The sequence below is a fragment of the Aeromonas sp. R10-1 genome (assembly GCF_040908465.1).
Taxonomy (GTDB): Bacteria; Pseudomonadota; Gammaproteobacteria; order Enterobacterales; family Aeromonadaceae; genus Aeromonas; species Aeromonas caviae.
Genome location: NZ_JBFODT010000039.1, coordinates 198,792 through 221,707 on the forward strand (window position 1 = coordinate 198,792; position 22,916 = coordinate 221,707).

Sequence of the window (22,916 nt, forward strand, 5' to 3'; positions counted from 1 at the left end):
CCATCCGGCGCGCTTTGTTAACCTGCCCGCTCACTCAAACCGCAGGGAGCCGCCTCGATGCGAGCCATTGTCAGCCTGCTGGCCCTGTCACTGCTCTGTGCGTGCAGCGGCCAGCCAACCAGAGAGGATGCCATGTCAGGGAATACGCGCCTTCACTACCCCGTCACCCGCCAGGGTGAGCAGGTGGATCACTATTTCGGCCAGGCCGTGGCCGACCCCTATCGCTGGCTGGAGGATGATCGCAGCCCCGAGACGGAGGCCTGGGTCAAGGCCCAGAACCGGGTGACTCAGGGTTACCTGGCGCAGATCCCGTATCGCGCCGCCATCAAGGAGAAGCTGGCCGCCTCCTGGAACTACGCCAAGGAGGGGGCGCCGTTTCGCGAGGGGCGCTACCACTACTTCTTCAAGAACGACGGCCTGCAGAACCAGAACGTGCTGTGGCGCCAGCTGGAGGGCAAGCCGGCGGAGGTGTTCCTCGATCCCAATACCCTCAGCCCCGACGGCACCACGGCGCTGGATCAGCTGAGCTTCTCCCGCGATGGCCGCATCCTAGCCTACTCCTTGTCACTGGCCGGCAGCGACTGGCGCGAGATCCACCTGATGGACGTAGAGAGCAAGCAGCCGCTGGAGGCGCCCCTCAAGGACGTGAAGTTCAGCGGCATCAGCTGGCTCGGCAACGAGGGCTTCTTCTACTCGAGCTACGACAAGCCCGACGGCAGCGAGCTGTCGGCCAAGACCGATCAGCACAAGGTCTATTTCCACCGGCTCGGCACGGCGCAGGAGGATGATCGGCTGGTGTTCGGCGCCATCCCGGCCCAGCACCACCGCTACGTGGGGGCGACCGTCACCGAGGATGACCGCTTCCTGCTCATCTCGGCGGCGAACTCCACCTCCGGCAACCGCCTCTATGTGAAGGATCTGAGCCAAGAGAACGCGCCGCTGCTGACGGTGCAGGGGGATCTGGAGGCGGACGTGAGCCTGGTGGACAACCAGGGCAGCACCCTTTACCTGCTGACCAACCGGGACGCCCCCAACGGTCGGCTGGTGACGGTGGATGCCGCCAACCCGGGCCCGGCGCGCTGGCGGGATCTCATCCCCGAGCGTCAGCAGGTGCTGACAGTGCACAGCGGCAGCGGCTATCTGTTCGCCGAGTACATGGTGGATGCCACCGCCCGGGTCGAGCAGTTCGACTACGAAGGCAAGCGAGTGCGCGAGGTGGCGCTGCCCGGCCTTGGCAGCGTCAGCGGCTTCAACGGCAAGCACGATGATCCCGCCCTCTACTTCGGCTTCGAGCACTATGCCCAGCCGCCGACCCTCTACCGGTTCGAGCCCAAGAGCGGCGCCATCAGCCTCTATCGCGCCTCGGCGGCGCCGTTCAAACCGGAGGATTACGTTTCCGAGCAGCGCTTCTACCAGAGCAAGGACGGCACCCGGGTGCCGCTCATCATCAGCTACCGCAAGGGGCTGAAACTCGATGGCAGCAACCCGACCATCCTCTATGGCTACGGTGGTTTCGACGTGAGCCTGACCCCGAGCTTCAGCGTGTCGGTGGCCAACTGGCTGGATCTGGGGGGCGTCTATGCGGTGGCCAACCTGCGCGGGGGCGGCGAGTACGGCCAGGCCTGGCACCTGGCGGGCACCAGGATGAACAAGCAGAACGTGTTCGACGATTTCATCGCGGCGGCCGAGTACCTCAAGGCCGAAGGCTACACCCGCACCGATCGGCTGGCGATCCGAGGTGGCTCCAACGGCGGTCTGCTGGTGGGGGCGGTCATGACCCAGCGGCCGGATCTGATGCGGGTCGCCCTGCCGGCGGTGGGGGTGCTCGACATGCTGCGCTACCACACCTTCACCGCCGGGGCGGGCTGGGCTTATGACTACGGCACCAGCGCCGACAGCGAGGCGATGTTCGACTACCTGAAGGGCTACTCGCCGCTGCACAACGTCCGGCCCGGGGTCAGCTACCCCTCGACCCTGGTGACCACGGCGGATCACGACGATCGGGTGGTGCCGGCCCACTCCTTCAAGTTTGCCGCCACCCTGCAGGCCGACAATGCCGGCCCCTATCCCCAGCTCATCCGCATCGAGACCAATGCCGGGCACGGGGCGGGCACGCCGGTGGCCAAACTTATCGAGCAGAGTGCGGACATCTATGCCTTCACCCTGTACGAGATGGGCTACAGGGAGCTGCCGCGTCAGCCTTGATCCGGGCGAGACGGGCGCCAGCCATCCACTATCATCAGGGCCCTGCGGGGCCCTTTTTATTGCCGCGCGTTGGAAGAGCTGCGCTGGCTGCACTAGCTGCGACCATCCCTGTCTCGCCGCTGGCCCGTTTTGGCAGACGGGCCCCATCTGTCATCCCCCCGGTGGTATAGTCAGCCACAAGATCCGCATTCAAGGAGTCCATCGTGAAGAAGATCATCTACATCCTGCTGGGGTTGGCGCTGGCGGCCGTGGTGGCCATCGCCGCCCTGGTGTCCCTCATCGATCCCAACCAGTTCAAGCCCCAGCTGGTGGAACAGGTGCGCAAGAGCACCGGCCGCGAGCTGGTGATACAAGGGGATATCGGTTGGCGTTTCTGGCCGAGCCTCGGCCTCTCCCTCGAGAAGGTGGCGCTGCGCAACCCCGCCGGTTTCGCCGAGCCCGACCTGGTGCGATTCGAGCAGGGTGAGGCCTCGGTAGGCTTGCTGCCGCTGCTCTCCCACCGGCTTGAGATCGGCAAGGTGACCCTGAGCGGCGCCCATCTCTTTATCCAGACCAAGGCTGACGGCAGTTCCAACCTGAGCGACCTGCTCAAGGCCTCCGCCGACCCCAAGGAGGAGGCGGCCTCCGAGCCTGCCGCAACGACGCCCCCAGCTGCCAGTGACAAGCAGCCCTGGCAGATCAGCCTGCAAGGCATCGCGCTGGTGGATGCCAGCGCCCTGGTGCGGGACGATCGCAGCGGTACCGTCTCCCGGCTCGACAGGCTGGATCTCGATCTGGGGCAGTTGACCCCGGGGGAGTGGGTACCGGTGACCCTGGCGGCCAAGGGGGCACAGGGGGATCTGGCCTTTGATCTCAAGGGGCAGGCCCAGCTCAAACCGGCCCGGGAGGCCATGAAGAGCGAGCTCAAGGATCTCAATCTCAGCGGCAGCCTGAACCAGCCGGTGCAGCGGCTCGATGCCTTCACCCTCAAGGCCGATCGGCTGGCATTGGGGGAGTGGAGCAGTCTGAGCCTTAGCCTCAGCGGGGCACAGGGGGCGGCGGACAAGCCGACCCTGGCCGGTACGCTGGAGGGGACCCTCAAGGCGCGCCTCGATGAAAACCGGCAACTGCTGGAGATATCGGATGCCGTGCTGGCCGCCAAGCTGAGCGGTGATGCCCTGCCGCGCCCGCAGATGCAGGTGAAGCTGGCGGGTTTTGCCCGCGCGGAGCTCGACAAGCAGAGCGTCGCCCTCAGCAACCTGGTGCTGGGAGCGGACGATGCCCTGCTGAGCGGCAGCGGCGCCGTTCGTCTGGGGGCCGTTCCCAAAGTGGACTTTGACCTCAAGGGGGCCAAGCTCGACCTGGACAGTTGGCTGGGTCAGCCAGCCAGGACGGCGTCCGCTGCGGCCACGTCGGGGGCGGCTGCACCGGCCGGAGCAAAGGATCAGGCTGCGGCACCCGCCGCCCAGGCGCTCTCCACGGCCGAACCGGATCTGACCGCCCTCAAGTCGGTGGACCTGGCTGGCCGCCTGCAACTGGGCAGCCTGCGCCTCAAGGGGCTGGATCTCAGCGCCGTGGATCTGCAACTGGCCCTGGCGGGTGGTCAGCTCACCCTCAAGCAGTTCAGTGCCGGGGTGGCCGGTGGCAAGGTGACCGCCAGCGGCGTGCTCGATGCCCGTCAGCAGCCGGCCCGCTATCAGGTGCACAAGCGGGTGCAAGGGGTCGATGTGCGGCCCCTGCTGCAGACCCTGGCCCAGACCGACCTGCTGGAAGGCAAGGGGGATCTGGAGGTCGAGGCGCAGGGCTCAGGACTCTCCGAGCAGGCGCTGCGCAGCCGGATGCAGGGCAAGGTAAACCTCAAGTTGAGCGATGGCGCCCTGCACGGCATCAACTTGGCGGAGATGATCCGCGAGGCGCGGGCCACCCTGACCGGCAAGGGGGCGGATCAGGTGAAGGAGGTGCGCAAGACCGACTTCAGCGCCCTCACCGCCAGCTTCCAGATTGCCAACGGGATTGCCAGGAGCGATGACATCCAGCTCTTTGCCCCCGCCCTGCGGGTGAAGGGGCAGGGCCAGACGGCCCTGGTGCCGGAGACCCTCGACTTCCTGTTCCTCACCTCCGTGGTGGAGAGCAGCAAGGGGCAGGGGGGCAAGACGGTGGACGAGCTCAAGGACATCACCATACCGGTGCGCATCGGCGGCCACTGGCAGGCGCCGAGCTACAAGCTTGACGTGAAGGCCTTGCTCAGCAACAACAAGGTGCTGGAGGAGAAGGCCCGCAAGGAGGCCGAGCGCGGTCTCAAGAAGCTGCTGGGTGACAAGGCCGACAACGAAGGGGTGAAAGGGGTGGCGGACCAGCTGCTCAAGGGCCTGTTCAAATAGCCACCCTCCCGTTGTTGTCATCAAGAGCCCGCCCCGTGCGGGCTCTTTGCTGTGGTGCCGGGCGTTACGGGACGAGGTGTGGTCGGCAACATGAGGTACTATGCGAAATAGTCTTCGAAACCGGGAACCAGGAGGGTTCATGAACAAACGGGTGCTGATCACCGGCGGCGGCAGAGGTATCGGGGCCGCGACAGCCCGCTATCTGGCGGCGCAGGGTTACCATCTCTGTCTCAACTATCGTCAGGACAGGGCGTCCGCCGAGGGGGTGGTGGCCGAGATCCTGGCCACCCATCCGGTCGAGTGCATCGCGGTGCAGGCCGATGTCAGCGTGGAGGCCGAGGTGGTGCGCCTGTTCGAGGAGATGGACGCGAGGCTCGGCCCCGTCACTCATCTGGTCAACAACGCCGGCAGGTTGCAGCCCCAGATGCGGGTGCTGGAGATGAGCGCAGAGCGCATCAACCAGACCCTGACCACCAATGTCACCAGCTGCTTTCTCTGCTGCCGCGAGGCAGTGCGCCGCATGACGGCAGGGGGCGCCATCGTCAACGTCTCTTCGGCCGCTGCCCGGCTGGGCTCCCCCGGGGAGTACGTGGATTATGCCGCCGCCAAGGGGGCCGTCGACGTGCTGACCAGAGGCTTGTCGCTGGAGCTGGCGGCCCAGGGGATCCGGGTCAACGGGGTGCGTCCGGGTTTCATCTACACCGACATGCATGCCGACGGCGGCGAGCCCGGCCGGGTGGACAGGATCAAGGGGGCCATTCCGCTGCAACGGGGCGGCGAACCCCGTGAGGTGGCGACCGCCATCGCCTGGCTGCTGTCGGACGAGGCCTCCTATGCCACCGGCACCTTTATCGATGTGGCAGGCGGGCGCTAGGTCATCTTCAACAAGCCTCCCGTCAACGAGAAGGGGCGCCATGGCGCCCCTTCTGCTTATTCTCCCAGCAGCTGTTGCCAGACCGCCAGCACATGGCCCCGCTCTCGCGGCAACTGATCGTCCCCCACCTTGCGGGAGATCTCCGAGAGATTGAGGCGATGGCCGAGGTTGCGGATCTCCAGATAGGCCTGCTTGAGCCCCTCTGCCTGCTCCAGTGTGAGTACTCCCGCCATCACGCACTCATCGAAGATGCGCACATTGTCTGACCAGCGGGTGAGGGCGTCCGGCTCACCGCAGGCATGGGCCAGCACCAGGTACTGGGCGATGAACTCGATGTCCACCATGCCGCCGGGGGACTGCTTGAGATCGAACTCTCCCTCTCCCGCCTTGAGCAGGTGATCCCGCATCTTCTGGCGCATCTCCCGCACTTCGCGGGCCAGGGTGGGCAGATCCCGCTCCTTGGCCAGCACGTCGCGGCGAATGCGGGCAAATTCGGCGACCACGGCATCATCGCCATAGATGGGACGGGCTCGCACCAGGGCCTGATGCTCCCAGGTCCAGGCTTCCTGCTGCTGGTACTGCTCATAGGCCGACAGCGATGAGACCAGCAGGCCTGAGTCGCCGGAGGGGCGCAGCCGCATGTCGATCTCGTAGAGGATGCCGGACGGAGTGCGGGTGCTGAACAGATGCAGGATCCGCTGGGCCAGGCGCAGGTAGAACTGGCGGCTGTCGATGGGCTTGCGGCCATCGGTGTAACTGTTGGGGTCGCCGCCGTGCAGGAACACCAGATCGAGATCCGAGCCGTAGCCGAGTTCGATGCCTCCCAGCTTGCCGTAGGCCACCACCGCAAAGCCGCGCTCACCGCTCACCGCCACCTCGGGCGGCACCCCGTAGCGTTCGCTCATCTGGGCCCAGGCCTGATTGACCACCTCCTCGGTGATCGCCTCCGCCAGCCAGGTGAGGTGGTCGCTCACCTTCATCAGCGGCAGGGCACCGGCGATGTCGGCGGCGACGATGCGCAGGAGCTGCACCTGCTTGAACTGGCGCAGCGCCTCCATCTGCTGCTCCACGTCCTCCTCGGGGATGCGCAGCAGGAACTGGCGCAACTGGGGCTTGTACTGATCCAGCGGGGTGGGGTGGTAGAGGTGTTGCGGGTCGAGCAACTCGTCCAGCAGGATGGGGTAGCGGGCCAGCTGCTCGCTCACCAGGTTGCTCTCGTCACACAGGCGTACCAGCTGGCGCAGGGCGGCGGGGTTTTCCGCCAGCAGCTGCAGATAGGCGCTGCGAGTGAAGATGCGAGTCAGCAGGGTGCAGACCCGCTCGAACAGGCGGGCGGGCTCGCGGCTCGCCACCACCAGGCGCAGCAGCTCCGGCATCAGCCAGTCCAGGGCGATGCGCCCCTGGGGCCCTACCTGACGGCGCTTGTACTCCTCCTTGAAACGCAGCAGGGCGGCGCAGAGGGGGGCGGGCTCCACCACTCCCTGCGTGGTCAGCAGTTTTTCCAGCTCGGCGGCATCAAGCTCGGTGCGCCAGAGATCGAGCCAGAGCTGTTCCAGGTGGGCGGGGGCCTCCTTCTCTTCCCCCACCACGGCGACGAACTCCTGATGGACGGCGGCCATCTCCTCATCGAGGTGGGCCATGAAGGCGTCCCAGTCGGTAAAGCCGAGGGTGGCGATGAGCCGCTGGCGATCCCGATCCTCGGTGGGCAGAGTCTGGGTCTGCTGATCGCCGATCTCCTGCAAGATGTTTTCCACCCGGCGCAGGAAGCGATAGGCGGTGAGCAGGCGTTCGCACTGGCTCCCCTCCAGGGCACCCCCCTGGGCGATGGCGGCCAGCGCCTCGGGCAGGTGGCGTACCCGCAGGGCGGGCTCGCGCCCGCCACGGATGAGTTGCAGCGCCTGGGCGATGAACTCCACCTCGCGAATGCCCCCGGCCCCCAGCTTGATGTTGCCCTCCAGTCCCTTGCGGCGCACCTCGGCGGCGATCATCGCCTTCATCTGGCGCAGGCCGTCGATGACGCCGAAGTCGATATAGCGGCGGAACACGAAGGGGCGCAGCAGTTCGGTCAGGGCCATGGCGTGTTCGCACTGGGGGCCCAGCACCCGTGCCTTGACCATGGCGTAGCGCTCCCAGTTGCGGCCGTGATGCTGGTAGTAGTCCTCCATGGCGGCGAAGGAGATGGCGAGCGGCCCCGCATCGCCAAAGGGGCGCAGCCGCATGTCGACCCGGAACACCTGACCATCCTGGGTGGGCTGGTGGAGGGCGTTGATGAGACGCTGCCCCAGCTTGATGAAGAACTGCTGGTTGGCGAGCTCCCGCCGACCGCCAACGGTGTAGCCGTTTTCGGGGAAGGTGAAGATAAGGTCGATGTCCGAGGAGAAGTTGAGCTCGCCGCCGCCGAGCTTGCCCATCCCGAGGATGAGCAGCGGCTGGGGGTTGCCATCGCCGTCCATGGGGGTGCCCAGCTCGCTGCACTGTTTGGCGTAGAGCCAGTCGCGGGCACCACAGATGAGGGCATCCGCCAGCTTGGTGAGATGGATAAAGCTCTCTTCGACCTCGGACTCCCCGAGCAGCTCGCGCCAGGCGATCACCAGCATGCGGCTGCGGCGGAACTGACGCAGGATGCGCTTGAGCGCCTCCTCGTCCGCGACCTCGGCGAGCAGCGCTGCGAGCTCAGGTTCATAGGCGGGCCAGCGCTCGGCCCGGGTCAGTGCGTCCGATGCCAGGGTCTCGGCCAGCAGCCCCGGCTGCTTGATAAGGGAGTCGGCGACAAAGTCGGAGAGGCCGAGCAGGGTCAGCAGGGTCTGGCGGGTGGGCTCGGGCAGTGCGTCATACTGGGGCGCCAGGGCGAGCAGCCGCTGCCAGTGGCGCAGGGCCTGCTCCTGCAACAAGGGAGAGAAGGCGGAGAAAGAGGGAGAGTGCTGGGCCACGGTTGCCATCCTTGTGGTTGACGAGTCTGCAGGGAGAGTGAAATGCCGGCTGCCAATCTAGCACTCCCGGGCGCTGGCGTCACAGCGCCGCTGCCCGGAAGGTGATCCGGCGACGGATCTGGCGATCGGCCGGGCTCAGGGACGCCGGTAGATCTCGGGATCGTAGATTTCCATCAGGCTGCCGGGGCTTCTCGGCGGCACAAAACCGAAGCCGGCGTAGAGGCCGTGGGCATCGGAGGTGACGAGGGAGAGACGGCGCAGCCCTTGCAGCTCCGGGTGGGCGAGGATGGCTGCCACCAGGGCCTTGCTGTGACCGCGCCCGCGATGTTCGGGCAGCACGAAGACGTCGGCGAGATAACCGAAGGTGGCCTTGTCGGTGATGACCCGGGCGAAGGCGACCTGCTGGCCGTCGAGATAGGCTCCGAAGCACAGGGAGTGGTTGATGGCCCGCTGCAGGGTGGCGAGGGGAATGCCGAGGCACCAGTAGGCCTCTTCACTGAGGAAACGGTGAATGAGCGGGACGTCGAGGCGTCCCTTGTCATCGCTTATCTCAAGCGCACGTTCTGTGGTCTGCATCCTGGCTCCTTGCCGTGATGAAAAAAGAAAGGCCCCTAAGGGGGCCTTCCAGTGTACTCAAATCACGACCTCAGGCCAGCCTGAAGGTTTGACGATGGGCGCCAGCATCAGGCCAGCTTGAAGGCCTGGATATGGCTGTCCAGCGTCTGGCTGTGGTGTTCCACCAGTTCGGAGGCATCTTTCAGCTCCCGCAGCACCACGACGGAGCCTTCCACCACCTGTTTGACCTGCTCCAGGTTGGCATTCATCTCCTCGGCGACCGAGCTCTGCTGCTCGGAGGCGGCGGCGATCTGGCGGTTCATGTCGGCCACTCCCTGCACCCGCTGCACTATGGTGTCGAGCTGGGTACCTGCCTGGGTCACCTGCTCCACCCCCTTGTCCGCCTGTTGCACGCTCTCGGCCATCAGGCCGACAGCCTGACGGGCGTTGCCCTGAAGCTGCTCGATCATCTTCTGGATCTCGACGGTGGCCGCCTGGGCACGGTTCGCGAGTTCGCGCACCTCGGAGGCGACCACGGCAAAACCGCGACCCGCCTCACCGGCGCGGGCGGCCTCGATGGCGGCGTTCAGGGCCAGCAGGTTGGTCTGCTCGGAGATGCTGCGGATGGTGTCCACCACGGAGCCGATGCGATCGACCCCGTGCTCCACTTCGTTGACCACGGTGGAGGAGCGCTGGATGTTGCCGGAGAGAGTGTCGATGGTGTTGACGGTAGCCGCCACGCAGCGGCTGCCCTCCTCGGCCAGCTGGCTGGTTTCGGCGGTGGCGTGGGACGCCTGCTCCGCGTGGTTGGCCACTTCTCGAATGGCACCCACCATCTGGCTCATGGCGCTGGCAAGCTGCTCAATCTGGGTGAACTCCTCGTTGATGGCCTCGTTCGCCTCATCCATGCAGAGAGTCACCTGGGAGGCGATCTCGTTGAGCTCCTTGCAGGCGGCACGCTGGGTCCCGAACACCTCCTTGAGGTTCTCCTGGGAGTGGGCCACCGCCTTGGCGATGTCGCCGAACTCGTCCCGGGACTTGAGCAGCACGCTGTGGCTGAGATCCTTGTTGGCGAAACGCTCCAGCAGCCCCACCAGGTAGTGGACCTGCTTGACCATGAGGCGGGAGCCGGTGAGCAGCAGCACCACGAAGACGACCCCCATGAGCGCCGTCTCCACCAGCCCGGTCCAGAGCAGGCGATCGGCGATGGTGTTGGCCATGGCGGCATCAATGCCCTCGCTGAGCAGGGTCGCTTCCAGGTTGCTGGCATCGAACCAGAGTTTGGCCAGCAGCAGCAGGGTGCTGAACACCATGAGCAGCACCACCTTGGGCACCAGTCGGATGTTGCTCATGCGCCTCTCCAGCGGGTTCAACTGCATAATTTTTCTCCTTTCAACGTCCATTATTCCTTTGCCGTCATAGCTATCGGCATTATCTTCCTTTTTATTAATTTGCACCGTGCTTAAAGTTGGAAAATGTATGCGACATCACTTAACTCATTTGCGTACCATGGATCTGCTGATGGGGTTTCTCTCCGTGATTTCGGTCTGCCTGGTGGCTGCTCGCTGGCTGGGGCACGGTGAACTGAGCCCCCAGACTTTGCAGCTCTTTTATGATGTCGACAGTCTGATCTGCTACTTCTTCCTCGCTCACTTCGCCTATGGCTGGGCGCGTGCCTCCGACAGGATGGCCTTCTTCAAGAGCAACTGGTTCTATCTGCCCGGCAGCCTGCCCATGGTGGAGCAACTGCGCTGGGCGCGGCTCATCCAGCTGTGGCGGGTCTACCAGTTGCTCCGGGACAGACCGGATCTGCTGGCCATGTTCCGTCGTGAACGCAACGAAACCACTCTCTCCGGCATTCTCTTCCTCTTCTTCCTGTTGCTGGGGGTCGGCTCCGGCGTCATGTACTGGCTGGAAACGGGGCAACCCGGCAGCCAGATCCAGACTCCTTACGATGCCTTCTGGTGGACGCTGGTGACCCTCTCTACCGTGGGGTACGGGGATCTGGTGCCCAAGACGGAGGAGGGGCGCTTCGTCGCCAGCCTGCTGATCCTCTTTGGAGTGGGGTTGTTTGGCGCCCTCAGCGGCTTCATGGCCAGCCTGTTCGTCCATCCCGGCAAGACCAACGACGACACCGCTGTGTGGCGACGCCAGCAGAGCGAGCAGCAGGCGCAACTGCTCAAAGAGCTCAAGGCCCTGCGCGCCGAGGTGCAGGCGCTGAAACAGAAGTAGGTGCGACGTCTGGAATGGTCGCGTCGTAAACCGGCGGCGCTGCGAGACAGCTCTCACTCGGGGAGATGGCGCTTTTCTTTGCTTGTCCTTTGACCCGCAGGCGGCTTAACATTCGGCCTGCAACCTAATCCAACGAAGAGAATCGATCGACCATGCGCGCCCTTCTCGGGATCCTGATCTGCTTGTGTGCCCAACAGGCACTGGCCGATACCCGCTATGTTTCAGACAACATCTTTACCTATATCCACAACGGTCCGGGTACCCAGTACCGGATCCTCGGCAGCGTCAAGGCCGGTGAGCCGCTGGAGGTCAAGGCGGTGAACCAGGAGGCCGGATTCACCCAGGTGGTGGACGGTCGTGGCCGCGAGGGCTGGATCAAGAACAGCGAGCTGCAGGGGGAGATCAGCCTGCGTGAACGCCTTCCCCAGGTTCAGAAAGAGCTGGACGAAGCCAAGGCCCGTCTGCTGAACCTCAATGGCGACAACGAGAAACGTTTCGCCGAGAAGGATGGCAAGATCGCCGAGCAGAGCAAGGAGATCGCCAGCCTCAAAGCCCGTCTGGACAGCCAGAGCGCCGAGATGAGCAGCCTCAAGGAACAGAACGACGCCTTGACCCAGAGCTATGACAACCGTGAGCACGACATGCAGATGGACTGGTTCATCCGCGGTGGTGCCATGGTGGGGGGCGGCATCCTGCTCGGGATCCTCCTGCCCATGCTCCCGCGCCGTCGCAAGAGCAGCGAGCGCTGGATGAACTGATCGCCCGGGCGGTCAACAGGATGAAAGGTCGCCAGAGGCGGCCTTTTTTCATGGTGTGCCTGGCGAGAAGAGGGCCATGTCGGGGGTCGCCATCGGCCCTTCCCGCTCGTAAGATGAGGCAACCGATCCTGTGCCGCGCGCATTCTCAACAAGAGCCTTCATCATATGTCATCAACTGAACAGGCCTTCTGGTTCGTGCTGGGGGGCGATCACCTCGTCCTGCTGGATGAACAGGGGCGCATTCCACAAGGGCCCCGTGCCGTTTTGCCCACCCATCTGCACACCGCCCCTTTCGAGCGCTTCGACGAGTGGGACGGCCTGCCTTGCCATCTGCTGGATCTGGGGGGCGAGGCGGAGACCGGGGCCATGGCCCCGCTGCGCCAGCTCATGGTGGCGGGGGACGAAGAGGGCTTTCGCCTCGCAGGGCGGGCCTGGCAGCTCGCCACTTTTCGCCGTACCCATCGTTTCTGCGGTGAGTGCGGCGTCCCCATGACCCCGAGGGAAGGGGAGTGGGCCCAGGGGTGTCATCACGGCCATGTCGTCTATCCGCGCATCTCCCCCTGCATCATCGTCGCGGTGCGCAAGGGGCCGGCCATCTTGCTGGCAGCCCACCGCCGTCACTATCAGGCGGATGATCCCATGTATACCGTGCTGGCCGGCTTCGTGGAGGCGGGGGAGAATCTGGAGCAGTGCGTGGCGCGGGAGGTGTTCGAGGAGAGCGGCATCCGGGTGACCAATGTGCGTTACGTGGCGAGCCAGCCCTGGCCCTTCCCCCACAGCCTGATGATGGGCTTCACCGCCGACTACGAGAGCGGCGAGATCCGGGTGCAGGATGACGAACTGGTGGCGGCAGGCTTCTTTGAGGCTGACCGGCTGCCGCGCTTGCCCCCTCATGGCACCATAGCGCGCCGGCTCATTGAACAGTGCCTCGCCGAGGCGCGTTGAGGGAAAACAGGGGCGCTTGTATGCGCCCCCTCACATCTTTGCACTCCTGCGGCGATGTGCGGCGTCAGGGGCGCCCTCAGCCTTGCACAAAGTGGTATCATGTCCGCCATTTTATGCGTGACATGACTCAGGAACTGGGATGAAAGAGCTGAAAAACGATCGATACCTGCGTGCCCTGCTGCGCCAGGAAGTGGACATGACCCCGGTATGGATGATGCGTCAGGCTGGCCGTTATCTGCCGGAATACAAGGCGACCCGCGCCGTTGCGGGGGATTTCATGTCCCTGTGTCGCAACGCCGAGCTGGCCTGTGAAGTCACCTTGCAGCCCCTGCGCCGCTATCCACTCGATGCCGCCATTCTCTTCTCCGACATCCTGACCGTGCCCGATGCCATGGGGCTGGGCCTCTACTTCGAACAGGGGGAAGGCCCGCGCTTCGAGCGCCCGATCACCTCCATGGCCGACGTGCAGGCCCTGCCCATCCCGGATCCGGAAGACGAGCTCGGCTACGTGATGAATGCGGTGCGCACCATCCGCCGCGAGCTCAAGGGCGACGTGCCGCTCATCGGCTTCTCCGGCAGCCCCTGGACCCTGGCCACCTACATGGTGGAGGGGGGCAGCTCCAAGGCCTTCACCAAGATCAAGAAGATGATGTATGCAGAGCCGCAGACCCTGCACCTGCTGCTCGACAAGCTGGCGGACAGCGTGATTAGCTATCTCAACGCCCAGATCAGGGCGGGTGCCCAGGCGGTCATGGTATTCGACACCTGGGGCGGCGTGCTCACCCCGCGCGATTACCGCGACTTCTCCCTGCAGTACATGCACAAGATCGTCGATGGCCTGATCCGTGAACATGAGGGCCGCCGTGTGCCGGTCACCCTGTTCACCAAGAACGGCGGCCAGTGGCTGGAGCAGATCGCCGCCACCGGCTGTGATGCCCTGGGGCTGGACTGGACCACCGACATCGCGGACGCCAAACGCCGGGTCGGCGACAAGGTGGCGCTGCAAGGCAACATGGACCCCTCCATGCTCTACGCCACCCCGGAGCGGATCCGCGAAGAGGTCGCCACCATTCTGGCCGGTTTCGGTCATGGCAACGGTCATGTCTTCAACCTGGGGCACGGCATCCATCAGGATGTGGACCCGGAACATGCCGGCGTGTTCGTCAACGCGGTGCATGAGCTCTCCGCCCGGTACCACGGTCGCTGAGCGCGGCAAACAGCGTGATGAACGGGGCCTGCGGGCCCCGTTTTGCTGTCCGTGACACAGGGGGCTGCATCCTGGTTGCGGCTCGGGTTACACTGCACCCCCATGTTGGCAGTCGTGGCCGGGATGGGGTCGTTGAGGTGCAGGAGGCTGGATGGAGAAGCAGGCGTGGGATTGGGGGATCGACCTTGGCGGGACCAAGTGCGAGTGCGTGGTGCTCGATGGCGACGAGGTGTTGCTGCGCCACCGCATTCCCACTGAACGGCACGGCGGCTACCAGCACATGCTGGGCCAGATCGCCAAACTGGTGGACGAGTGTGCCGCCAAACTCGGTCAGCGTCCTGCACTCATCGGCATGGGGACGCCGGGGGCCCGGGACCCCCAGACCGGGCTGCTGAAAAACAGCAACACCACCGAGTTCAACGGCAAGCCGCTCAAGGAAGATCTGGAGCGCAGGCTGGGCGTCCCCGTGCTCATCGCCAACGACGCCAACTGTTTCGCCCTGGCGGAAACCCACCTGGGGGCGGTGCGCCAGCATCATCCCGATGCAAAAGTGGTGTTCGGCATCATCATGGGCACCGGGGTCGGGGCCGGCATCGTCATCAACGGCCAGATCCTCAACGGTCACCACGGCATCGCCGGGGAGTGGGGGCACAACGTCCTGCTGCCGGAGGGGCCAGAGTGCTACTGCGGCAAGCGCGGCTGCGTCGAAACCCTCATCAGCGGCCCGGCGCTGGAGGCCTGGTACGAGGCCAGGACCAAACGCCGTCTCTCGCTCGCCCAGATTGCTGCGGCCAGTGCCCATGATCATGTCGCCAGGCTCACCATCGACCGGCTGCATCTGCTGTTCGGCCAGGCCCTCGCCAACGTGATCAATATTCTCGATCCGGACGTCATCGTCATCGGTGGCGGCGTGGGCAATGTGCAGAGCCTCTATCGCGCCGGGCGCGAAACGGTATTGCCCTTCCTGTTCAACCCCCGCTTCGCCACCCCCATGGTAGCGCCGGCTCTGGGGGACAGCGCCGGGGTATTCGGTGCCGCACTGCTGGCCCGCGGCGTCTTTCGCGAGGCACTGCTCTCGTGAGTCGCCCCTTCCTCCCATCCCTTTGTCGCAGCTAAGGACACAACGTTTCCATGATCAAGATTGCCATCAACGGCTATGGCCGCATCGGCCGCAACGTGCTGCGGGCCCTCTACGAGAGCGGCCGCGACAAGACCATCAAGATAGTGGCCATCAACGAGCTGGCGGCCCCCGAGGCCATGGTGCACCTGACGCGCTTCGACACCAGCCACGGTCGCTTCCGCTATCCGGTACAACTGGCGGGCAACAGCATGCAGGTGGGGGAGGATCTCATCGCCCTGTTTGCCGAGAAGGATCCGTCCAGGCTGCCCTGGCGGGCGCTGGGGGTGGATGTGGTGCTGGACTGCACCGGGGTGTTCGGCTCCCGGGCCGATGCCGAGCTGCATCTGGGGGCGGGAGCGGGCAAGGTGCTCTTCTCCCATCCGGCGGACGCGGACGTGGACGCCACCATCGTCTACGGGGTCAACCACCAGGTGCTGAACGGGCGGGAGCGGATCGTCTCCAACGCCTCCTGCACCACCAACTGCGTGGTCCCCGTCATCGAAACATTGCATCGAGAATTCGAGATAAATTGTGGTACTATTACGACAATTCATTCGGCCATGCACGATCAGCAAGTCATCGATGCCTATCACGGCGACTTGCGCAGAACCCGGGCAGCCAGCCAGTCCATCATCCCGGTGGACACCAAGCTGGCAAAGGGGTTGGAACGTATCCTTCCCCACTTTGCCGGCAAGTTCGAGGCGATCGCGGTACGGGTACCGACCATCAATGTAACCGCCATGGATCTGAGCATTACTGTTCGTAAAAAAGTGACAGTTAGTGACGTAAATCAAGCCCTGCAACGGGCATCCAGAGGTACATTACACGGTATTCTGGACTACACGGAAGAGCCACTGGTCTCCGTAGACTTTAATCATGATGCACACTCCTGCATCATTGATGGTACCCAGACCCGGGTCAGCGATGCCAACCTCGTCAAGATGTTGATGTGGTGCGATAACGAATGGGGCTTCGCCAACCGCATGCTGGATACCACCCGGGCCATGATGGCCGCAGGCTGAAAGTCTGCACCGGGCGCAAGGTTACTGTTTTTTTAACATTACCTGAAAATATATAGAGGACTGAATATGTCTGTTATCAAGATGACCGACCTGGATCTGGCGGGCAAACGCGTTCTGATCCGTGCTGACCTGAACGTGCCGGTAAAAGACGGCAAGGTCACTTCCGATGCACGTATCGTTGCGACTCTGCCGACCATCAAGCTGGCTCTGGAAAAGGGCGCCAAGCTGATGATCACCTCCCACCTGGGTCGTCCGACCGAGGGTGAATACAACGAAGAATTCTCCCTGGCTCCGGTTGTCAACTATCTGAAAGACGCACTGTCCTGCCCGGTTCGTCTGGCCAAAGACTACCTGGATGGCGTAGACGTCGCCGCCGGTGAGCTGGTTGTGCTGGAAAACTGCCGCTTCAACAAAGGCGAGAAGAAGAACACCGAAGAGCTGGCCAAAAAATACGCCGCCCTGTGTGACGTCTTTGTAATGGATGCGTTCGGTACTGCTCACCGCGCCGAAGGTTCTACCTACGGTGTGGCCCAGTTCGCGCCGGTTGCCTGTGCAGGCCCCCTGCTGGCCGGTGAACTGGAAGCCCTGGGCAAAGCCATGCTGAAGCCCGAGCGCCCCATGGTTGCCATCGTGGGCGGCTCCAAGGTCTCCACCAAGCTGACCGTACTCGAATCCCTCTCCAAGATTGCTGACCAGCTGGTGGTCGGTGGTGGCATCGCCAACACCTTCATCGCTGCTGCCGGTCACAACGTCGGCAAGTCCCTGTGCGAGCACGACCTGATCGACACCGCCAAGAAACTGGCTGCCGAAACCAACATTCCGGTGACCACCGACGTGGTTGTGGGTGCCGAGTTCTCCGAATCCACCCCGGCCACCATCAAGTCCGTGTCCGACGTGACTGACGGCGACATGATCTTCGACATCGGTCCGGATTCCGCCAAGGCCCTGGCCGACATCATCATGAACGCCAAGACCATCCTGTGGAACGGCCCGGTCGGCGTGTTCGAGTTCGACCAGTTCGCTGAAGGCACCAAGGTGATCGCCGAAGCCATCGCCGCTTCCCCGGCCTTCTCCATCGCTGGCGGTGGTGACACCCTGGCTGCCATCGACAAGTTCGGCATCGCCGACAAGGTCTCCTACATCTCCACCGGCGGCGGCGCCTTCCTGGAGTTCGTAGAAGGCAAGGTACTGCCGGCTGTCGCGATTCTCGAAGAGCGCGCCAAAGCCTAATTGACCCGGGACGGGGGGCAAAAGCCTCCCGTTTCGTTTATCATGTGGCCGCTGTGCCGGTTCATGATGAACCCCCCACTTTTTATTAACGGCATACGAGACAGGACGATTAAACATGTCTAAGAAAATTTTCGACTTCGTAAAACCCGGCGTGATCACTGGTGATGACGTTCAGAAAGTGTTCGCCATCGCCAAGGAAAACGGCTTCGCTCTGCCGGCCGTCAACTGCGTCGGTACCGACTCCGTGAACGCCGTGCTGGAAGCTGCTGCCAAGGTCAAAGCCCCGGTTATCGTACAGTTCTCCAACGGTGGTGCCGTGTTCACCGCCGGCAAGGGTCTGAAGCTGGAAGGCCAGCAAGCTGCCATCCTGGGTGCCATCTCCGGTGCCAAGCACGTGCACGCCGTTGCCGAAGCCTACGGTGTTCCCGTGATCCTGCACACCGACCACGCCGCCAAGAAGCTGCTGCCGTGGATCGACGGTCTGCTGGACGCGGGCGAGAAGCACTTTGCCGAAACCGGCAAGCCGCTGTTCTCCTCCCACATGCTGGATCTGTCCGAAGAGTCTCTGGAAGAGAACATCGACATCTGCTGCGAGTACCTGACCCGCATGGCCAAGATGAACATGACTCTGGAGCTGGAACTGGGCTGCACCGGCGGTGAAGAAGACGGCGTGGACAACAGCCACCTGGACCAATCCTCCCTGTACACCCAGCCGGAAGACGTGGCCTACGCCTACGAGCGTCTGTCCAAGATCAGCCCGCGCTTCACCATCGCTGCCTCCTTCGGCAACGTGCACGGTGTGTACAAGCCGGGTAACGTCAAGCTGACTCCGAAGATCCTGGACAACTCCCAGAAGTACGTCTCCGAGAAGTTCGGTCTGCCTGCCAAGTCCCTGGACTTCGTGTTCCACGGTGGCTCCGGCTCTACCCTGGAAGAGATCCGCGAATCCATCTCCTACGGTGTGGTGAAGATGAACATCGACACCGACACCCAGTGGGCGACCTGGGAAGGCGTGCTGAACTTCTACAAGTCCAACGAAGCCTACCTGCAAGGCCAGCTGGGCAACCCGGAAGGTGCCGACAAGCCGAACAAGAAGTTCTACGATCCGCGCGTATGGCTGCGTGCCGGTCAGACTGCCATGATCGCGCGTCTGGAGAAGGCCTTCTCCGACCTGAACGCCATCGACGTACTGTAATTCGCAGCACCTTGATTGCATGAAAAGGCGCCCTTCGGGGCGCCTTTTGCATTTCTGTGATCCTGACGGGCTGGATTGGGGATGGGGGGCTGGGTATTATCGATGACACCCGTTTAATTTAGTAAACGAATGCAACCAGGCAGGATGCTGAGCATGCAGACAGGAAGACAGGGACATCAGGAACACACGGCCTCCTATTACGCGGCCACTCGCAACGACCATCGGCAGTGGCCCGAGCTCAGTGGTGAGCTGGATGCGGACGTCTGCGTTATCGGTGGCGGTTTCACCGGCCTCAACACCGCCATCAACCTGGCCGATGCCGGTTACAAGGTGGTGTTGCTGGAGGCCAACCGCATCGGCTGGGGAGCGTCGGGGCGCAACGGCGGCCAGCTGATCCGCGGCATCGGCCACGATACCAGCCAGTTTGCCCGCTGGATTGGCGAGGCGGGCGTGCGGGAGCTGGATCTGATGGGGATCGAAGCGGTGCAGCTGGTGCGCGAGCGGGTCGAGCGTTTCAATATCGAGTGCGATCTCACCTGGGGCTATTGCGATCTCGCCACCAAGGCGCGCCACCTGAAGGGGTTCGAGGAGGATGCCGAGCACTTGGCGAGCCTGGGTTACCGGCACGCACTGAAAATGGTGGCGCGGGAGGAGATGCACACCGTGGTCGGGTCGGATCGCTATATCGGCGGGATGATCGACATGGGTTCCGGTCACCTGCATCCTCTCAACCTGGCCCTCGGCGAAGCGCGTGCGGCAGCCAGTCTCGGGGTCTCCCTGTTCGAACACTCAAGGGTGACCCACATCGATTACGGCGAGCGGGTCGAGGTGACCACGGCCCACGGCCGGGTCAGCGCGGACTACCTGGTGATCGGCTGCAACGCTTATCTGGGCGACCTCCAGCCCGATCTCGGGGGCAAGGTGCTGCCGGCGGGTTCCTACATTCTCGCCACCCAGGTGCTGGAGAAGCGCCTGCGCCAGCGCTTGCTGCCACAGAACATGGCGGTGTGCGATCAGAACGTGGCCCTCGACTACTACCGCCTCTCCGCCGATGGTCGCCTGCTGTTCGGCGGTGCCTGCAACTACTCGGGCCGTGACCCCCGCGATATCAAGGCCTTCATGCTGCCCAAGCTGCTGCGGGTCTTCCCCGAGCTCGCGGGTACCGCCATCGAGTTCCAGTGGGGGGGCATGATAGGCATAGGCGCCAACCGGCTGCCCCAGATAGGCCGCCTCGAGCAGCATCCCAACGTCTTCTATGCCCAGGCCTATTCGGGCCATGGCCTCAATGCCACCCACATGGCGGGCAAGCTGGTGGCGGAGGCGATCAAGGGGGAGAGCCGGGGCTTCGATCTCTTCAGCCGCGTCCCCCACATGACTTTCCCGGGTGGCCCGGCGTTGCGCTCTCCGCTGCTGGCGCTCGGGATGCTCTGGTATCGGCTGAAGGATCTGCTCTAGGGGGAGGGGGGCTCGGGATTATCCCTGCTGCGTCGCGTCTGGCTCGGCCAGGCGCCAGCCCTGCTCCGTCTTCATCATCCAGACCTGGGTCTCCTGCGCCAGGGCCTGGCCTGCCTCGAAGTCGCCATATTTGCGCTCGAGCTCCATCAGCCCCATCTCCTGCTGGAAGGGGCCGACCCTGTCATAGACGAGATCCTCGTCGTGCAGCACCTGCAACTGATCCAGTCCCTGCTTGAAGTGGAGCTGGTAGCTCACCTTGACCAGATAGACCCCCTCCATCCGCTCCTCCTTGCCGAGGATGGTGAAGTCGCTGATATCGAACAGGTTGGCATCCGTTTCGGCCAGCAACTTGGCGGTGACCTGGCTCTGGATGGTCTCTTCACCGGGACCTGCGTTGCAGCCATAAAGCCAGAGGGCCAGCAGGGGGATGAACCACTTTTTCATCAAAACTCCGGACGAACGAGACGGGAAAGGGCAAATTCTGCCACGGCGTCGGTCATATACAAGGGATTGCCGGAAAAATGGCGGTCAAACCGGGGGCCCACACGGTTGCACGGGCCACCCGGTATCAGCGCAGCTTGTCCAGCTGGCCGAGAAATTCGACAGGCCCCATGAAGCCGGTCACCCGCTGGCCGTTCACCTCGTTGCCATCGCGATCGAAGAAGATGAGGGTCGGCAATCCCAGCACGTTGAGGCCGTTGAGCAGATCCACATCGGCGTCGTCGTTGGCGGTGACGTCCGCCTGCAGCAGCACCATCTCGCTGAAGCGCGCCTGCACATCGGGGTCGCTGAAGGTCTTGTGCTCGAACTCCTTGCAGGCCACGCACCAGTCGGCGTAGAGGTCCAGCAACACCGGCTTGCCGCGGGCGGCGGCAAGCTGCACCTTGAGATCGTCCAGGGTCTTGATGCGAATGAAGCGGGGGGCCTGGGTCTGGGCGGCGGCATTGGCCCCCTCGGGTGTCAGCAGCAGATCCTTGCCCACCACCACCAGACCCATCATTGCCAGCAGCAGGACGAAGCCGCCGAGGCTCTTGCCCACCGAATGGGCGCGATGCTGGTTGTGGTGATAGAGATAACCGCACAGCACCAGCCCCCAGCCGAGCCAGAGCAGGGTGGACATCTGGTCGCTCAGGAGCCTTGAGAGTAGCAGGATGGGTACCGCCAGCAGCGCAAAACCGAAGAGTTGCTTGATCACATCCATCCAGGCGCCGGCCCTGGGCAGCAGCTTGCCGCCAGAGGTGCCGAGCAAGAGCAGCGGCAGCCCCATGCCCAGGGAGAGGGCATAGAGGGCCGCACCGCCGAGCCAGAGGTCGCCACTCTGGGCCACGTAGATAAGGGCCCCGGAGAGCGGCGCCGTGGTGCAGGGGGAGCAGACCAGTCCCGAGATCATGCCCATGATGGCAACGCCGGCCACGGATCCGCCCTGCTGGCGGTTGGAGAAGCCCGAGAGACGGGTTTGCAGGCTGCTCGGCAGTTGCAGTGTGTAGAGCCCGAACATGGAGAGGGCGAGCAGCACGAACATCACCGAGAGGCCGATGAGCACATAGGGGTGCTGAAGGGCCGCCTGGAATTGCAGGCCCGCCGAGGCGACGACGAGCCCGAGCAGGGTATAGGTGACCGCCATCCCCTGCACATAGACGAAGGAGAGCAGGAAGGCGCGACGGGTGGAGAGGCGATGCCCGGCCCCGGCGATGATCCCGGTCAGGATGGGATACATGGGGAAGACGCAGGGGGTGAAGGCGAGGCCGAGACCCAGGGCGAAGAAGGCGGCGACGCTGATCCAGAACCCCTGGCTGCCAAGGGCGGCCGCCAGCCTGTCCTGCTGGCTGCCCGGCACGTCGGTGCCCTGAAGGCTGGCCGCCGCTTCCGCCTGGGCGGGGGCGGCGAGGGGCTCGACGACGATCCGCTTGTCGGTCGGTGGGTAGCAGAGTCCCTCGGTACAGCCCTGGTAACTCAGGGTGAGGCTGGCCGCGTCCCCGACCCGGGTCAGTGCCACGGGGATCTGCACCTCCTGGTAATAGACCCGGCTCTTGCCGAAGAAGTCATCCTCGTGCTCGGTGCCGGCGGGCAGGACGGGCTCGTCGAAGGCGAGGTTCTCTCCCTTCACACGGATACTGTGGCGATAGAGGTAGTAGCCGTCGGCGATGCGTATCCGGAGCAGCAGCCGATCACCCTGTTGTTCGCTCTCGAGGGCGAAGGCCTGATCCACCTTGAGGAATCTGGGCTGGGTCTCGATGCCGAGGCTGCCGAGCAGATCCTGGCTGCTGGCCCGGGCGGGGGCCGTCGTCAGGACGCAGAGCAGGCCCAGCAGCATCAGCAGGAAGGAGAGGGGGCGAGAGGCGGTCATGAGGTCTCCTGTGTCAACCAGTCGAGATAGGCAGGGTGGCCCTGGCTTGCCGGAAGCGCCAGGATCTCCGGTACCTCGTAGGGATGGTGGGCGAGAATGCACTGGCGCAGGGGTTCGAACAGCGCGGCCCGACTCTTGATGACGAGCTGGATCTCCCGGGTTCGCTCCGTCTTGCCCTGCCAGCGATAGACGGAGGTGACCCCGGGCAGCTGGTTGATGCAGGCGGCGAGGCGCTGGTCGAGCAGCTGCTCGCAGAGGCGGTCTGCACTGGTCTCGTCGGGGCAGGTGCAGAGCACCAGAATGGCGTCGGTCATAGGGATGGACGGTCTCGGCAACGGGGCGCACGGGCCCCCTGGATCAGCCGTTACTATACCGGGCCGGGGGGCAAATAGCACCCGGCCCCCCGCACCCGGAATAAGTCATGCGCCCGAGATGGACGCTGTGAAAAGGACAGGGCAGAATGAGCGTGCTTGTTCCAATT

General features: G+C 64.1%; 18 protein-coding genes. 12 read left to right on the forward strand and 6 right to left on the reverse strand.

All coding sequences use genetic code 11. The annotated features are described in order from the left end of the window. The first annotated feature begins 57 nt into the window (after positions 1-57). The 3 genes from AB5Y93_RS20500 to AB5Y93_RS20510 all read left to right on the forward strand — a co-directional run bounded on the left by AB5Y93_RS20500 (position 58) and on the right by AB5Y93_RS20510 (position 5,439). Positions 58-2,205 carry a prolyl oligopeptidase family protein gene (locus AB5Y93_RS20500; RefSeq protein ID WP_368230342.1) on the forward strand — a complete coding sequence of 716 codons (2,148 nt, stop codon included), beginning with the start codon at positions 58-60 and terminating at the stop codon, positions 2,203-2,205. A 203-nt stretch (positions 2,206-2,408) separates the two neighbouring features. Then, positions 2,409-4,565: an AsmA family protein gene (locus AB5Y93_RS20505; protein WP_368230344.1), complete on the forward strand. Its 2,157-nt coding sequence runs from the start codon at positions 2,409-2,411 to the stop codon at positions 4,563-4,565. Between the two features lie 139 nt (positions 4,566-4,704). After that, positions 4,705-5,439 carry an SDR family oxidoreductase gene (locus tag AB5Y93_RS20510; RefSeq protein ID WP_368230346.1) on the forward strand — a complete coding sequence of 245 codons (735 nt, stop codon included), beginning with the start codon at positions 4,705-4,707 and terminating at the stop codon, positions 5,437-5,439. Between the two features lie 56 nt (positions 5,440-5,495). Here the strand turns inward: AB5Y93_RS20510 and glnE are convergent, their stop codons facing one another. The 3 genes from glnE to AB5Y93_RS20525 all read right to left on the reverse strand — a co-directional run bounded on the left by glnE (position 5,496) and on the right by AB5Y93_RS20525 (position 10,303). Next, entirely contained in the window at positions 5,496-8,369 is a 2,874-nt protein-coding gene (glnE, locus tag AB5Y93_RS20515) for a bifunctional [glutamate--ammonia ligase]-adenylyl-L-tyrosine phosphorylase/[glutamate--ammonia-ligase] adenylyltransferase (RefSeq protein ID WP_069784243.1), read from the reverse strand. Between the two features lie 135 nt (positions 8,370-8,504). Continuing rightward, positions 8,505-8,945 (reverse strand): GNAT family N-acetyltransferase, encoded by a 441-nt coding sequence (locus tag AB5Y93_RS20520; protein ID WP_368230348.1) that lies wholly within the window; start codon positions 8,943-8,945, stop codon positions 8,505-8,507. A 107-nt stretch (positions 8,946-9,052) separates the two neighbouring features. Then, positions 9,053-10,303 (reverse strand): methyl-accepting chemotaxis protein, encoded by a 1,251-nt coding sequence (locus AB5Y93_RS20525; RefSeq protein ID WP_010675666.1) that lies wholly within the window; start codon positions 10,301-10,303, stop codon positions 9,053-9,055. 100 nt (positions 10,304-10,403) lie between these two features. Between AB5Y93_RS20525 and AB5Y93_RS20530 the strand changes: the two genes are divergently transcribed. The 9 genes from AB5Y93_RS20530 (at position 10,404) to AB5Y93_RS20570 (ending at position 20,088) form a co-directional block, all read left to right on the forward strand. Further along, positions 10,404-11,156, forward strand: a complete 753-nt coding sequence (locus tag AB5Y93_RS20530) for a potassium channel family protein (protein WP_029314808.1) — start codon at positions 10,404-10,406, stop codon at positions 11,154-11,156. A gap of 152 nt (positions 11,157-11,308) precedes the next feature. After that, a complete protein-coding gene (locus AB5Y93_RS20535) occupies positions 11,309-11,914 on the forward strand; it encodes a TIGR04211 family SH3 domain-containing protein (RefSeq protein ID WP_010675664.1) in 606 nt (201 codons plus the stop codon). Positions 11,915-12,079: 165 nt separating this feature from the next. Further along, entirely contained in the window at positions 12,080-12,859 is a 780-nt protein-coding gene (gene nudC, locus AB5Y93_RS20540) for an NAD(+) diphosphatase (protein ID WP_368230350.1), read from the forward strand. Positions 12,860-12,998: 139 nt separating this feature from the next. Beyond that, entirely contained in the window at positions 12,999-14,066 is a 1,068-nt protein-coding gene (gene hemE / locus AB5Y93_RS20545; protein ID WP_043154833.1) for a uroporphyrinogen decarboxylase, read from the forward strand. Positions 14,067-14,217: 151 nt separating this feature from the next. Next, complete coding sequence (locus tag AB5Y93_RS20550) at positions 14,218-15,147, forward strand: ROK family protein (RefSeq protein ID WP_368230352.1); 930 nt, start codon at positions 14,218-14,220, stop codon at positions 15,145-15,147. A gap of 50 nt (positions 15,148-15,197) precedes the next feature. Further along, on the forward strand, positions 15,198-16,208 hold the full coding sequence (gene epd, locus AB5Y93_RS20555) for an erythrose-4-phosphate dehydrogenase (RefSeq protein ID WP_368230354.1): 1,011 nt from the start codon (positions 15,198-15,200) through the stop codon (positions 16,206-16,208). Between the two features lie 66 nt (positions 16,209-16,274). Next, positions 16,275-17,438, forward strand: coding sequence for a phosphoglycerate kinase (locus AB5Y93_RS20560; protein ID WP_052815671.1), 1,164 nt, complete (start codon positions 16,275-16,277; stop codon positions 17,436-17,438). 115 nt (positions 17,439-17,553) lie between these two features. Continuing rightward, positions 17,554-18,633 carry a class II fructose-bisphosphate aldolase gene (gene fbaA / locus AB5Y93_RS20565; protein WP_045522008.1) on the forward strand — a complete coding sequence of 360 codons (1,080 nt, stop codon included), beginning with the start codon at positions 17,554-17,556 and terminating at the stop codon, positions 18,631-18,633. Positions 18,634-18,786: 153 nt separating this feature from the next. Beyond that, a complete protein-coding gene (locus AB5Y93_RS20570; protein ID WP_041213912.1) occupies positions 18,787-20,088 on the forward strand; it encodes an FAD-binding oxidoreductase in 1,302 nt (433 codons plus the stop codon). 18 nt (positions 20,089-20,106) lie between these two features. On the opposite strand, the gene AB5Y93_RS20575 is transcribed toward AB5Y93_RS20570, so the two are convergent. From AB5Y93_RS20575 to cutA, 3 genes are all read right to left on the reverse strand, one after another. After that, on the reverse strand, positions 20,107-20,532 hold the full coding sequence (locus AB5Y93_RS20575) for a hypothetical protein (RefSeq protein WP_368230355.1): 426 nt from the start codon (positions 20,530-20,532) through the stop codon (positions 20,107-20,109). Between the two features lie 124 nt (positions 20,533-20,656). Further along, a complete protein-coding gene (locus AB5Y93_RS20580) occupies positions 20,657-22,435 on the reverse strand; it encodes a protein-disulfide reductase DsbD (RefSeq protein WP_368230357.1) in 1,779 nt (592 codons plus the stop codon). Beyond that, positions 22,432-22,749, reverse strand: a complete 318-nt coding sequence (cutA, locus tag AB5Y93_RS20585) for a divalent-cation tolerance protein CutA (RefSeq protein WP_010675653.1) — start codon at positions 22,747-22,749, stop codon at positions 22,432-22,434. The genes AB5Y93_RS20580 and cutA overlap by 4 nt, the downstream gene beginning before the upstream one ends. Positions 22,750-22,916 lie beyond the last annotated feature (167 nt).

Bases quoted from the DNA above. Each gene is read 5' to 3' on its own strand.
- AB5Y93_RS20500 (WP_368230342.1), top strand. From the start codon at position 58: ATGCGAGCCATTGTCAGCCTGCTGGCCCTGTCACTGCTCTGTGCGTGC.
- AB5Y93_RS20510 (WP_368230346.1), top strand. From the start codon at position 4,705: ATGAACAAACGGGTGCTGATCACCGGCGGCGGCAGAGGTATCGGGGCC.
- AB5Y93_RS20520 (WP_368230348.1), bottom strand. From the start codon at position 8,945: ATGCAGACCACAGAACGTGCGCTTGAGATAAGCGATGACAAGGGACGC.
- AB5Y93_RS20525 (WP_010675666.1), bottom strand. From the start codon at position 10,303: ATGCAGTTGAACCCGCTGGAGAGGCGCATGAGCAACATCCGACTGGTG.
- AB5Y93_RS20530 (WP_029314808.1), top strand. From the start codon at position 10,404: ATGCGACATCACTTAACTCATTTGCGTACCATGGATCTGCTGATGGGG.
- AB5Y93_RS20535 (WP_010675664.1), top strand. From the start codon at position 11,309: ATGCGCGCCCTTCTCGGGATCCTGATCTGCTTGTGTGCCCAACAGGCA.
- nudC (WP_368230350.1), top strand. From the start codon at position 12,080: ATGTCATCAACTGAACAGGCCTTCTGGTTCGTGCTGGGGGGCGATCAC.
- hemE (WP_043154833.1), top strand. From the start codon at position 12,999: ATGAAAGAGCTGAAAAACGATCGATACCTGCGTGCCCTGCTGCGCCAG.
- AB5Y93_RS20550 (WP_368230352.1), top strand. From the start codon at position 14,218: ATGGAGAAGCAGGCGTGGGATTGGGGGATCGACCTTGGCGGGACCAAG.
- epd (WP_368230354.1), top strand. From the start codon at position 15,198: ATGATCAAGATTGCCATCAACGGCTATGGCCGCATCGGCCGCAACGTG.
- AB5Y93_RS20560 (WP_052815671.1), top strand. From the start codon at position 16,275: ATGTCTGTTATCAAGATGACCGACCTGGATCTGGCGGGCAAACGCGTT.
- fbaA (WP_045522008.1), top strand. From the start codon at position 17,554: ATGTCTAAGAAAATTTTCGACTTCGTAAAACCCGGCGTGATCACTGGT.
- AB5Y93_RS20570 (WP_041213912.1), top strand. From the start codon at position 18,787: ATGCAGACAGGAAGACAGGGACATCAGGAACACACGGCCTCCTATTAC.
- AB5Y93_RS20575 (WP_368230355.1), bottom strand. From the start codon at position 20,532: ATGAAAAAGTGGTTCATCCCCCTGCTGGCCCTCTGGCTTTATGGCTGC.
- AB5Y93_RS20580 (WP_368230357.1), bottom strand. From the start codon at position 22,435: ATGACCGCCTCTCGCCCCCTCTCCTTCCTGCTGATGCTGCTGGGCCTG.
- cutA (WP_010675653.1), bottom strand. From the start codon at position 22,749: ATGACCGACGCCATTCTGGTGCTCTGCACCTGCCCCGACGAGACCAGT.